Origin of the sequence: Blautia sp. Marseille-P2398 (genome assembly GCF_964240315.1) — a bacterium.
Classification (GTDB): domain Bacteria; phylum Bacillota; class Clostridia; order Lachnospirales; family Lachnospiraceae; genus Blautia_A; species Blautia_A wexlerae.
The window spans coordinates 474569-487775 of record NZ_CAXSTD010000001.1 but is presented as its reverse complement, the minus strand read 5'-3'; the positions used below and the strand labels follow the sequence as shown (position 1 = coordinate 487775).

The window sequence follows — 13207 nt, the reverse complement described above, 5'->3', positions numbered from 1 at the left end:
ACATATATCTTGACAGAAAAGAGGTGCATATACTAGAATAGGAATGCTGTAAAAAAATAGAAAACGTAACTGATACCGGCTGTTGCCGGTGTTTTATGCAAACAATTATAAAAAAACGCAACAGGAGGCTGAACGTGTCTAAGTATACGAATGAAATAGAAAAAAGAAGAACATTTGCCATTATTTCCCATCCGGATGCAGGTAAAACTACACTGACTGAGAAATTCCTGCTGTATGGCGGAGCAATCAATCTTGCCGGAAGTGTTAAAGGTAAGGCAACAGCCCGCCATGCAGTGTCAGACTGGATGGAGATCGAAAAAGAGAGAGGTATTTCCGTTACTTCCTCTGTTCTGCAGTTTCATTATGATGGTTACTGCATTAATATTCTGGATACACCGGGACATCAGGATTTCTCGGAGGATACTTACCGTACACTGATGGCAGCAGATTCTGCAGTCATGGTAATCGACGGTTCCAAGGGTGTGGAGGCACAGACCAGAAAACTGTTCAAGGTCTGCGTAATGCGCCATATCCCGATTTTTACATTTATCAATAAGATGGACCGCGATGCAAACGACACATTTGACCTTCTTGATGAGATTGAGAAAGAACTTGGCATCGCAACCTGCCCGATCAACTGGCCAATCGGTTCCGGTAAGAAATTCCGCGGTGTTTATGACCGTGATACAGAGAAAATACTTACCTTTTCTGATACACAGAAAGGTACCAAAGAAGGTGTGATCGAGGAAATCCCGTTAAGTGACAGCCGGGCAGATGAGATTATGGATCCGGAGCAGAAAGCACAGCTTCTGGATGAGATTGAGCTTCTGGACGGCGCAAGTGCAGATTTTGACCAGGAGCTGGTAAGCAAAGGTAAGCTGACACCTGTATTCTTCGGATCTGCGCTGACAAACTTCGGTGTGGAAACATTTCTGGAACATTTCCTGAAGATGACAACATCACCGCTTCCGAGAGTGTCTGATATTGGGGAAATTGACCCCATGGATGATGATTTCTCAGCGTTTGTATTTAAAATCCAGGCAAACATGAACAAGGCACACAGAGACAGAATCGCATTTATGAGAATCTGTTCCGGTAAATTTGACGCTTCCCAGGAAGTATATCATGTGCAGGGTGATAAAAAGATGCGTCTGCTTCAGCCGCAGCAGATGATGGCAGAATCCCGCCATGTGGTAGATGAGGCATATGCCGGAGATATTATCGGTGTTTTTGACCCGGGTATCTTTTCCATCGGAGATACAATCTGTGCACCCGGTAAAAAGTTTGCATTCGAAGGTATTCCTACATTTGCACCGGAACATTTTGCGAGAGTCCGTCAGATTGATACTATGAAGAGAAAACAGTTTGTTAAAGGTATCAATCAGATCGCGCAGGAAGGTGCTATTCAGATTTTTCAGGAGTTTAATACCGGTATGGAAGAAATTATTGTAGGTGTTGTAGGTGTCCTGCAGTTTGATGTTCTGAAATATCGTCTGGAAAATGAATATAATGTAGATATCCGTCTGGAAACACTTCCATATGAACATATTCGCTGGATTGCAAATAAAGAAGAAGTAAAAGTGGATAAGATCATTGGAACCTCTGATATGAAAAAAGTTACTGATCTTAAGGGAAATCCGCTGCTCCTCTTTGTAAATTCCTGGAGTGTGGGTATGACAGAGGACAGAAATCCTGGCTTAATATTAACGGAATTCAGTAAATAACCCTTTTCATTTATCTGTCGATTTGGTATAATGAACAAAGATTAAAGAATCCCTCAGGAGGTTTTCAGATGGCAGAGAAAAGAATAACATATAAAATACAGGATTTAGGAGGCATTGGTGAGGTCCAGATCGCAGATGAAGTGGTCGCTATCATTGCCGGACTTGCTGCTACGGAAGTAAACGGAGTTGCTTCCATGGCAGGCAATATCACAAACGAACTGGTAAGCAAACTTGGAATGAAGAATCTTTCCAGAGGTGTTAAGGTTACTGTACTCGAAGGAGTTGTAACAGTAGACCTGAACCTGAATATCGAATATGGTAAGAACATTCTTGAGACAAGTAAGAAAGTTCAGGAGAAAGTAAAATCATCCATAGAGAATATGACAGGTCTTGAGGTTGCAGATGTTAATATTCATATTGCCAGTGTAGATATGGAGAACGAAAAAGGAAAGTAACCCTTTCCTTTTTTGTGTACTTAAGAGATATTTAGAAAGGAAAGCTGTTTATACAGCAAAAATTATGCGAAGAAGAGAGCAGAGAGAACATATTTTTAAATTACTGTTCATGACAGAATTTAATTCAGAGGAAGAGATGAGTGAGCAGCTTTCACTTTATTTTGATACTCTGGAGGAACTTTCAGAGAAAGATCAGGAGTATATGAGCCGGAAATACCGCCATGTACTTGAAAAATTAGACGAGATCGATGCACTGTTAAATGAGACAAGCAATGGCTGGAAGACAAAGAGAATGAGCCGCGTTGACCTGACTGCCCTGCGTCTGGCAGTGTATGAACTGAAATATGACAAAGATGTACCTACAGGCGTAGCTATCAATGAGGCGGTAGAGCTTGCCAAACGTTTTGGCGGTGAGACTTCCGGTTCCTTTGTAAACGGTATCCTTGGCAAGATTGCCAACAGTGAAAGCGAAGAAAAATCAGAATGAAAAACACATATTCTGTAGGTCAGGTAAACCGTTATATCAAAAATATGTTTACCCAGGATTATTTACTGCAGAAGATTTATGTAAAAGGCGAGGTGTCCAATTGTAAATATCATACAAGCGGACACATCTATTTTTCCCTGAAAGATGAGACAGGAACATTGAATTGTGTGATGTTTGCCGGACACAGACGGGGACTTGCATTTGCCATGAAAAATGGCGATAAGGTGATCGTTGGCGGGAGTGTGGATGTATATGAACGCGACGGCCGCTATCAGATGTATGCAAAGGAAATTACTCTGGAAGGTGCAGGTGCTTTGTATGAGAGATATCTTGCGCTGAAACAGGAACTTGAAGATATGGGAATGTTTGCGCAGGAGTACAAGCAGCCCATTCCGAGATTTATCAGACGTCTGGGTGTGGTAACTGCACCGACAGGTGCGGCTGTTCAGGATATCCGCAATATTTCCTATCGAAGAAATCCCTATTTACAGATTATTTTATATCCGGCTCTTGTACAGGGGGCGGGTGCGGCAGAAAGTATTGTAAAAGGAATACAGATGCTTGATAAGACAGATGTGGATGTGATCATTGTGGGAAGAGGCGGCGGCTCTATTGAAGATCTCTGGGCGTTTAATGAAGAAATCGTGGCCAGAGCTATTTTTGAGTGCAGTACACCCATTATTTCCGCAGTAGGTCATGAAACGGATTTTACGATTGCTGATTTCGTTGCTGATCTGCGAGCTCCTACTCCTTCTGCCGCGGCAGAGCTTGCGGTGGATGATTACAGAAGTGTGATTGAAGCAGTAAGTATTTACAGGCAGCGGTTATATCGTGCAATGAGTGGTAAAATGGATCTGTACCGCAGCAGACTGGAGCATTTTCAGACAAAATTTGCTTATCTGAGTCCGGAGAACAGGCTGCGGGAGCAGAGACAGCGTCTGGCAGATCTGGAGAATACTGTACAAAATGGAATGAACAGGAAACTTCAGGATGAGAGACACAGATTGTCTGTTTATCTGGAACGTTTTGCAGGACTTTCCCCTTTAAAGAAACTGAATCAGGGATATTCTTATGTGGCAGATAAATATAAAAAGACATTGACAAGTGTAGAACAGGTACAAAATGGGGATACCATTTATATATCTGTGACAGACGGTACGATAGAAGCAGATGTTACAGGTACGGTGAAGGAGGAGAGAATCTATGGCGAAGAAAGAAAACTGTGAGCAGTTACAGGAGGAGAAACCTCTGGAAGAGATGTTTGCAGAACTGGATCTGCTGGCTGAAAAACTGGAAAACAGAGACACATCGCTGGAGGACTCTTTTATACTGTACAGACAGGGCATGGAACTTTTGAAACTTTGCAGCGGGAAGCTGGATACAGTGGAGAAGAAAATGCTGCAGCTTAATGAGGATGGTACATTTAGTGAATTTTCAAGATGAATTAGCAAAGAGAACGGAAGAAACAGAGAAAGTGATCAGAAGCTTTCTGCCTGCAGAGGCGGGATTCGCCGGAACAATGGCTCAGGCTATGAATTACAGTATGCTGGCAGGAGGCAAGCGCCTTCGGCCAATGTTGATCCGGGAGACATATCGCCTGTTTGATGGTAAGGAAGAAGTTGTAAAACCGTTTATGGCAGGAATGGAGATGATCCATACTCATTCCCTGATTCATGACGATCTTCCTGCACTTGATGATGATGATTACAGGCGCGGCAGACTGACTACACATAAGGTATATGGGGAAGCCATGGGGGTGTTAAGCGGTGTTGCGCTGCTTAATTACGCATACGAAACCATGTTTCAGGCATTTGCCCTGACAAAAGAGCAGGATCGGGTAATCCATGCGTTGAGAGTGGTCTCACAGAAAACAGGCATTCATGGAATGCTTGGAGGACAAAGTGTTGATGTGGAAAATGACGGAAAGCCCCTTGAAAAAGAGATGCTTGACTATATTTACAGAAATAAGACGTCAGCATTGATCGAAGCCTCCATGATGACAGGCGCAATTCTTGCAGGAGCAAATGAGCAGGAAGTATCTGCAGTGGAGAAAGCTGCCGGAAATATAGGACTGGCTTTCCAGATTCAGGATGATATTCTGGATGTGACCAGCACTGCAGAAGAACTGGGAAAACCTGTACACAGTGATGAGAAGAATAATAAAGTTACTTATGTGACTCTTTTTGGAACAGAGAAGGCTGCTGAACAGGTGGAAGAACTCTCAGAAAAGGCAATCGATCTGCTGAAGAGTCTGAATAAAAATAACGAGTTTCTGTATTTGTTAATTGAAAAATTAATAAACCGCAGAAAATAAAGGAAGGATACAAATGATTCTGGAAAAGATTAAGAAACCCAATGATATCCATAAGATACCATTGGAAGATTTCGAGCCTCTGGCAGCGGAGATCAGGGACTTTTTAATCCGGTCAGTAAGTCAGACAGGCGGACATCTTGCTTCAAATCTGGGAGTAGTGGAACTGACTCTGGCTCTTCATAATGTGCTGGATTTTCCGGAAGACAAACTAATCTGGGATGTAGGACATCAGGCATATACACATAAGATTCTTACCGGAAGAAAAGATGAATTTAAGAATCTGCGACAGGAAGGTGGATTAAGCGGTTTTCCTAAGAGAAGTGAGAGCCCCTGTGATGCATATGATGCAGGACACAGTTCCAATTCAATTTCGGCAGGACTGGGATATGTGCATGCCAGAGATATTCTGGGACAGAAGCATCATGTGGTTTCTGTGATCGGAGATGGTGCTCTCACCGGAGGAATGGCGTATGAGGCATTAAATAATGCTGCAGAGTTAAAGACAAATTTTATTATTATCATAAATGACAATAATATGTCCATTTCCAGAAATGTAGGAGGCATGTCCACTTATCTGAGTGCACTGAGAACTGCAGAAGCTTATACAGGAATGAAGATGGGTGTGACAAAGGCACTGAAGAAGGTTCCGAAGGTAGGGACTGCTCTGGTAGATACTATGAGAAAAACCAAAAGCAGTGTCAAGCAGCTTTTTATTCCGGGAATGCTGTTTGAAAATATGGGGCTGACATATCTGGGACCTGTTGACGGTCATAATATGCGTCAGATGATGAAGCTCTTTAATGAAGCAAAACGGGTAGAGGGACCGGTAGTTGTTCATGTCCTGACAAAGAAAGGCAGAGGATACGAACCTGCAAGTGCCCATCCGGACAGGTTTCATGGAACAGGTCCTTTTGATATTAAAACAGGCCGGGTACTTCAGAAGAAAACAGTGCCGGGTTATACAGATGTTTTTTCCAAAGCACTGGTCTCTCTTGGTGAGAAAAATAAAAAACTGACAGCTATTACCGCAGCCATGCCGGATGGAACCGGACTTGTGGAATTCTCCAGGAGATTTCCAGACAGATTTTTTGATGTGGGAATCGCAGAGGAACATGCGGTGAGTTTTGCGGCGGGTCTGGCTCTTGGCGGCCTGGTTCCTGTTGTTGCCATCTATTCATCTTTTCTGCAGCGTGCTGTAGATCAGATCCTGCATGATGTATGTATGCAGAAGCTTCATGTGATTTTTGCTGTTGACAGGGCAGGGCTTGTAGGCGCAGACGGGGAGACGCATCAGGGCTGCTTTGATCTGTCTTATTTGTCCATGATGCCGAATATGACTGTTCTGGCACCGAAGAATGACAGAGAACTGGAAGAGATGCTTGTATTTGCGGTAAGCTTTGACGGACCGATTGCAATCCGCTATCCGAGAGGCAGTGCGCATCAGGGGCTTCGGGAATATCAGGCACCTGTGGAATATGGCAGAAGTGAGATTATCCGCAAAGGAAAAAAAATCGCTGTGCTGGGAGTGGGAAGTATGATCCCGTCCTGCATGGAAATCTGTAAAGGACTGAAAGATGACGGCTATGATCCTACTTTTGTAAATGCCAGATTTGTGAAACCACTGGATGTGGATCTTCTTGATGAACTGGCAAAGGATCACAGTCTGTTTGTGACAGTAGAAGAGAATGTGAAAAGCGGCGGATACGGAGAGCATGTGTCTGCTTATATGGAAGCCTGTCATCCGGAAATAAGAGTGTTGTCGGCAGCTGTTTGGGATCGTTTCGTACCCCAGGGAAATGTAGAAAGCCTGCGCAGCCGGATTGGACTTGGAGTGGAAGACATCAGACAGGCAATAGAAGATAGTGAGGAATTAAGAGAGCAATGAAGAAACGTTTGGATATGCTTATGATGGAACGTGCCCTTGCACCATCCCGCGAGAAAGCAAAGGCATTCATCATGGCAGGCGATGTATATGTTGATGGTCAGAAAGAAGATAAGGCGGGAACCATGTTCCCGGAGACTGTAAAGATTGAGGTCAGAGGAAACACTCTTCCGTATGTAAGCCGCGGTGGGCTGAAACTTGAAAAAGCTATGAAAAACTTTGATGTCACATTGGATAGTAAGGTCTGTATGGATGTAGGTGCGTCCACCGGAGGGTTTACAGATTGTATGTTACAGAACGGGGCAGTAAAAGTTTATTCCATTGATGTAGGATATGGACAGCTTGACTGGAAGCTTCGTAACGATCCGCGTGTAGTCTGTATGGAGAAAACCAATATCCGCTATGTGGTACCGGAGGATTTGGGAGAACCGGCAGATTTTTCATCAATTGATGTGTCCTTTATTTCTCTTACAAAAGTACTGCTTCCTGTAAGAAATCTCCTTACAGATGAGGGTGAGATCGTATGTCTGATCAAGCCGCAGTTTGAGGCGGGGAGAGAGAAAGTCGGAAAGAAGGGGGTTGTAAGAGATCCTGCTGTTCATCAGGAAGTGATCGAAAAAGTGCGCGATTATGCCATGAGTATTTTTATGGAGCCATGTCATCTTTCTTTTTCGCCAATTAAAGGACCGGAAGGAAATATCGAATATCTTCTTCATCTGAAAAAACATCCGGAAGGTACCGGGGTTACCGACAGCCTGAAGGTATCTGTAGAAGCTGTTGTGGCAGAGGCTCATGGACAGTTGGATTAAAAAGGCTGAGTCAGGAAGAAACTATGGACAGGTTTTATATTATTACAAACAGTGACAAGGATAAAAAACTTGAAATCACAGAAAAAATCGCAGATTATCTGAAAACACATCACAAAAACTGTGAAGTACAGCAGGCAGAAAGGAAACATGAGGGTTCCTTTCATTATACAGATCCTGATAAGGTTCCGGACGATACACAGTGTATTATTGTTCTGGGAGGAGATGGCACACTTCTTCAGGCAGCAAGGGATGTGGTGCATAAGGAAATTCCTCTTCTTGGAATCAATCTGGGAAATCTGGGTTTTCTTGCAGAAGTGAATCAGACCTCTCTGTACAGTGCTCTGGATCAGCTGATGGCGGATGATTACGAGGTAGAAGAACGCATGATGCTGGAAGGAAGGGTGTACCGCGGCAGAAAACTGATCGGACAGGATATTGCATTGAATGACATTGTGATCGGCAGAGACGGTCATCTCCGCGTGGTCCGGTTTAAGAATTATGTAAATGATGTTTATCTTAACTCTTATAATGCTGATGGAATTATTATTTCAACACCTACCGGATCTACCGGATACAGTCTGTCAGCGGGAGGACCTATTGTATCGCCCAATGCCGCCATGACGATCATGACTCCCATAGCACCACACACGCTGAATACAAGAAGCATTATTTTTCCTGCGCAGGATGTGATCACTGTAGAGATAGGAAAAGGAAGACACTGTGACTGTGAAAAGGGAATCGCATCTTTTGACGGAGATACATTTATCCCCATGGTCACCGGTGACTGCATTCAGATCCGGCGGGCAGATGTAAAGACAAAGATTCTGAAGCTGAACCATTTAAGTTTTGTTGAGGTATTGCGCCGGAAGATGAGAGACAGCTGATCAGCAGGAGGAAATAAGGTGAAAGTTGCGAGACATGAGAAAATTATTGAACTGATTCATCAGTATGATATTGATACACAGGAAGAGCTGGCCTCCAGACTTAATGAGGCAGGATTTAAAGTGACACAGGCGACTGTATCCAGAGATATTCGTGCTCTCAAGCTGACAAAAGTGGCAGGAAAGGACGGAAAGTCCCGTTATGCAATTATTAATAATGAATCAGGAAGTCTTGGAGAAAAATATACAAGAGTACTGGAAGATACCCTGCTTTCTATTGATGTGGGACAGAATATCATTGTGATCAAAACCGTTTCCGGAATGGCCATGGGCGTGGCAGCAGCCCTGGATGCGTTGAAATGGCCGGAAATACTGGGATGTATTGCAGGTGATGACACTATTATGTGTGCTGCAAAGACTGCAGACATGGCACTGGGAGCAGCAGAGAAACTGAGAAGTTTTGTCAGATTGAATAAGTGATCTCACGAGTAACTGCTCAATACCTTTGCAGTTACGATCCTGAACTTTTAACATTACAAATGACTTGATTATGGAGGCAATAAATGTTAGCTCATCTGCATGTGAAAAATCTTGCACTGATAGAAGAAATAGAAGTGGAATTTGGTCCCGGACTGAATATCCTGACCGGTGAGACCGGAGCAGGTAAATCTATCCTTCTGGGGTCTATGCAGCTGATCCTGGGTGCAAAAACTTCTAAAAATATGATAAGGGAAAATGCATCCTATGCACTTGTGGAGCTGCTTTTTCAGGTAGAAAACGAGAAAGCGCTGGAGACACTGAAAGCACTGGATATCTGTCCGGAAGATGGACAGGTACTTCTGTCCAGAAAAATTATGGATGGAAGAAGCATCAACAAGATTAATGGAGAGACAAGTACTGTAGGTCAGATGAAGGCCGCTGCTGCATGCCTTTTGGATATCCATGGACAGCACGAGCATCAGTCACTTCTGTATCAGGATAAGCAGCTTGCAATCCTGGATGCATATGGAAAAGAAAAAATCCTTCCTGCAAAGGAGAAAGTATCTCTGGCATATAAAGAATACAGCAAATGCAAAACAGAACTTGGTTCCATGAATATGAATGAGGAGCAGAGAAATCGTGAGCTGGCTTTTCTGGAGTTTGAGATCAAAGAAATCGAGAAAGCAAATCTGCAGCCGGGAGAGGATGAGGAACTGGAAGCCCGGTACAGAAAAATGAGCAATGCAAAACTCATCGTTGACTCCTTGCAGCTTGTACATAATCTCACAGGCTATGAAAGCAAGGAAGGCGCCGGAGAGACTGTCGGAGAGGCATTAAAGGAATTCTCTCATGTAACACAGTATGATCCGGAGCTTACACCTCTTGCAGAGACACTTACTTCTGTAGACGGTCTTCTGAATGATTTTAACAGAGAATTATCCACTTATCTGGACGAGCTGACCTTTGATGAAGGAGAGTTTTATGAGACAGAGAGAAGACTGGATCTGATCAATGGACTGAAGGCAAAATATGGACGTACCATTGAGGAAATTTTCACATATCGCAAACTTCAGGAAGAAAAACTGGAAAAATTACATAAATATGAAGAAAATTTACAGGAATTAAAGGAGCGTCTCAGAGAACTGGAAAATATTCTTGAGAAAAAGTCGGATGAATTAGCAGAAATCCGTAAAGAATACAGTAAACAGCTTGAGCAGAAGATTATTCAGGGATTGAAGGATTTAAATTTCCTGGATGTGAATTTTGCCATTGATTTCCGGAAAAAGAAAAACTACACAGATAATGGAACCGATGATATCCAGTATCTCATTTCTACAAATCCCGGAGAAACTCTGAAGCCACTGGGACAGATCGTATCCGGCGGTGAGTTGTCTCGAATCATGCTTGCATTAAAGGCAATCCTTGCAGACAGAGATGAGATTGAGACATTGATCTTCGATGAGATCGATACTGGTATCAGTGGAAGAACTGCACAGAAAGTCTCTGAAAAGATGGCAGTGATCGGACAGCATCATCAGGTACTCTGCATCACGCATCTGCCGCAGATTGCAGCTATGGCAGACAGTCATTTTGAAATTGAAAAACATCTGCAGGGAACTGAGACTATTACCCAGATCCATGTGCTTAAAGAACATGATTCCATCCGCGAACTGGCAAGACTGTTAGGTGGTGCAGAAATTACACCTGCAGTTCTTGAGAATGCGAAAGAGATGAAAGAATTGGCACAGAAACAAAAAAATACAAGATTTAAATAAAATAATTGACCACATACTAAGAGAGGATAATCTTTGTGACGGATTGTTCTCTCTTATTTTTGTACCTTTCGGATTTGCTGTGATGGGAAGTGTTTTATGGCAATTTCACAGTTACAGAATTTCATAAATACAGAATGAAAGGATGTGCATAACAATGAACAAAAGAAAATACAGACTTTTTGTCATCTGTTGTCTTGTGCTGGATCTGTTGGTGATGCTGATATCAGGTTACAGATATCTGGACAGAAAGATACCTGACGAAATTCAGATTTCCAGAGGCAAAAAAACAGAAGATGTCACAGAAGTTTTGTCAACACCATTTGTTACATTTGAAGAAGCAGTTACTGTTTCGCAGGATGGAGGCTATATTCTGCCATGTAAACTTTTGGGTTATATTCCATTTAAAGAAATAAAAGTGACACCTGCAGATGATCAGGAAATTTATGTCAGCGGAAGCACCATAGGAATTTATATGCAAACAGAAGGTGTTCTGGTGATTGACACCGGTGAAATTCAGAATCGGAATGGTGAGACAGAGGAGCCTGCGAGAAATATTATCAGACAGGGAGATTACATTATCTCATTTAACGGAGAAAAAATCTCTACAAAAAGAGAACTGATAGATGACATCTCAGAACTTGATGGCAGCGAAGTTACACTGGGGATAAGCCGCAAAGGAGAGAGTATTCCTGTATCTGTAACTCCTGTAAAAGACAAAAAAGGAGACTATAAACTTGGAATCTGGGTAAGAGATGACACGCAGGGGATAGGAACGCTTACCTACGTAGATCAGAATGGTAATTATGGTGCCCTTGGCCATGGAATCAGTGATATAGACACTGCCCAGCTTCTGAATATCCGAAACGGAGCTTTGTATAAAGCCCGGATTCTTGCGATTAACAAAGGAAGTAAAGGCAATCCCGGCGAACTTGCAGGATACATCTGCTATGATGACAGAAATATTCTTGGAACTATCGAAGCAAACAGCAGAAACGGAATTTATGGTCAGTTCACAGGGATTGCAGATGATGCGATCACTTTAAAGAAAATGCCGGCTGCGTATAAGCAGGAAGTGAAGATTGGAACAGCCACAATTCTCTGCAGTACAGATGGCGAGGTAAAAGAATATGATGCAGAGATCAGAAAAATAGATTTGAATCATGAAGATACCAACAAAAGTTTTGTGATAAAGGTGACAGATAAAGAACTTCTGGAAGCTACAGGAGGGATTGTACAGGGGCTCAGCGGAAGCCCGGTTATCCAGAATGGAAAAATCATTGGTGCGGTAACTCATGTATTTGTTCAGGATGCTTCCAGCGGATATGGAATCTTTATTGAAAATATGCTGAAAAATACAGAAAGACTCTTTTAATGGATGATCAGGATTATGAAACAAAAATCTGATTATTGTCGAAATATATCAGATGCCTGTGAAAAATGAAAATAAAGAAAAAAGAATCACCAAAGCTGTCGACATAAAATAGGACAAATTTCCCTCTGTGTCTTGATTTTTCCGTAAGCATTCCTCTATAATATGTGATGAACCGAAAAAGAAAAGAGATTTATTGAAAAATGGGGGAGGAGTGAAATTTATGGAAAAATTAAATGTGGCAATTGCAGATGATAATGAGAAAATGGTGGAAGTACTTGGTCAGATAATAGAAGAAGACAAAGATCTGGAACTTGTGGGAAAAGCGCATAACGGAGAAGAAATCTGTAATATTATACGTGAAAAGGAACCGGACGTTGTGGTTCTGGATATTATTATGCCGAAAATGGACGGACTGGCAGTAATGGAGAAATTTGCCAATGACAAAAGTCTCAAAAAGATCCCATCATTTATCGTAGTTTCGGCAGTCGGTCAGGAACGTATTACAGAAAATGCATTTAACTTAGGGGCAGATTATTATATCCTGAAGCCTTTCGATAATCAGATGCTGCTTAATCGTATCAAACATGTGCGCAGAGCCAGCGAGAGAAGAATACGTCAGATCGGGCGGCAGCCTGAAAGGACAGAAGACAATCCGGTACCTGTGAGAAATCTGGAAACAGACGTGACAAATATCATTCATGAGATTGGAGTGCCTGCACATATTAAAGGATATCAGTATCTGCGTGACGCCATCATCCTGTCAGTTAATGACATGGAGATGCTCAATTCCATTACCAAGATACTGTATCCTACGATTGCAAAGAAACATCAGACAACAGCCAGCAGAGTGGAACGGGCTATCAGACACGCCATTGAAGTTGCCTGGAGCAGAGGAAAAATGGACACAATAGATGAATTATTCGGTTACACAGTCAGTACAGGAAAAGGGAAACCCACAAATTCAGAATTTATTGCTCTGATTGCAGATAAAATCAGACTGGAATATAAAAATCGCTCTTTCCAATAGT

Annotated in this window: 13 protein-coding genes; all 13 read left to right on the top strand. The window is 42.5% G+C overall.

Annotated elements, in window-relative coordinates:
• Positions 1-134 precede the first annotated feature (134 nt).
• Positions 135-1724 carry a peptide chain release factor 3 gene (locus ACESZG_RS02280; RefSeq protein WP_026648457.1) on the top strand — a complete coding sequence of 530 codons (1590 nt, stop codon included), beginning with the start codon at positions 135-137 and terminating at the stop codon, positions 1722-1724.
• A gap of 68 nt (positions 1725-1792) precedes the next feature.
• On the top strand, positions 1793-2179 hold the full coding sequence (locus tag ACESZG_RS02275; RefSeq protein WP_008704100.1) for an Asp23/Gls24 family envelope stress response protein: 387 nt from the start codon (positions 1793-1795) through the stop codon (positions 2177-2179).
• A 64-nt stretch (positions 2180-2243) separates the two neighbouring features.
• Positions 2244-2666 (top strand): transcription antitermination factor NusB, encoded by a 423-nt coding sequence (gene nusB, locus ACESZG_RS02270; protein ID WP_008704098.1) that lies wholly within the window; start codon positions 2244-2246, stop codon positions 2664-2666.
• Positions 2663-3892: an exodeoxyribonuclease VII large subunit gene (gene xseA, locus ACESZG_RS02265; protein WP_349048402.1), complete on the top strand. Its 1230-nt coding sequence runs from the start codon at positions 2663-2665 to the stop codon at positions 3890-3892. Before nusB ends, xseA begins: the two co-directional genes overlap by 4 nt.
• On the top strand, positions 3870-4109 hold the full coding sequence (xseB, locus tag ACESZG_RS02260) for an exodeoxyribonuclease VII small subunit (RefSeq protein ID WP_025577309.1): 240 nt from the start codon (positions 3870-3872) through the stop codon (positions 4107-4109). The genes xseA and xseB overlap by 23 nt, the downstream gene beginning before the upstream one ends.
• Positions 4093-4980 carry a polyprenyl synthetase family protein gene (locus ACESZG_RS02255; protein ID WP_008704093.1) on the top strand — a complete coding sequence of 296 codons (888 nt, stop codon included), beginning with the start codon at positions 4093-4095 and terminating at the stop codon, positions 4978-4980. The genes xseB and ACESZG_RS02255 overlap by 17 nt, the downstream gene beginning before the upstream one ends.
• 13 nt (positions 4981-4993) lie before the next feature.
• A complete protein-coding gene (gene dxs / locus ACESZG_RS02250; protein WP_173701087.1) occupies positions 4994-6865 on the top strand; it encodes a 1-deoxy-D-xylulose-5-phosphate synthase in 1872 nt (623 codons plus the stop codon).
• Entirely contained in the window at positions 6862-7671 is an 810-nt protein-coding gene (locus ACESZG_RS02245) for a TlyA family RNA methyltransferase (protein WP_008704090.1), read from the top strand. Before dxs ends, ACESZG_RS02245 begins: the two co-directional genes overlap by 4 nt.
• A gap of 23 nt (positions 7672-7694) precedes the next feature.
• The gene (locus ACESZG_RS02240; protein ID WP_062807870.1) at positions 7695-8555 is read left to right on the top strand and encodes an NAD(+)/NADH kinase; all 861 of its coding nucleotides are present in this window, start codon (positions 7695-7697) and stop codon (positions 8553-8555) included.
• A gap of 18 nt (positions 8556-8573) precedes the next feature.
• Positions 8574-9032, top strand: a complete 459-nt coding sequence (argR, locus tag ACESZG_RS02235) for an arginine repressor (protein ID WP_008704088.1) — start codon at positions 8574-8576, stop codon at positions 9030-9032.
• A gap of 83 nt (positions 9033-9115) precedes the next feature.
• The gene (recN, locus tag ACESZG_RS02230; RefSeq protein ID WP_118329953.1) at positions 9116-10807 is read left to right on the top strand and encodes a DNA repair protein RecN; all 1692 of its coding nucleotides are present in this window, start codon (positions 9116-9118) and stop codon (positions 10805-10807) included.
• A gap of 154 nt (positions 10808-10961) precedes the next feature.
• Entirely contained in the window at positions 10962-12179 is a 1218-nt protein-coding gene (gene spoIVB / locus ACESZG_RS02225; protein ID WP_020994066.1) for a SpoIVB peptidase, read from the top strand.
• Positions 12180-12399: 220 nt separating this feature from the next.
• Positions 12400-13206: a sporulation transcription factor Spo0A gene (gene spo0A / locus ACESZG_RS02220; RefSeq protein WP_022381058.1), complete on the top strand. Its 807-nt coding sequence runs from the start codon at positions 12400-12402 to the stop codon at positions 13204-13206.
• The last annotated feature ends 1 nt before the right edge of the window (position 13207 follow it).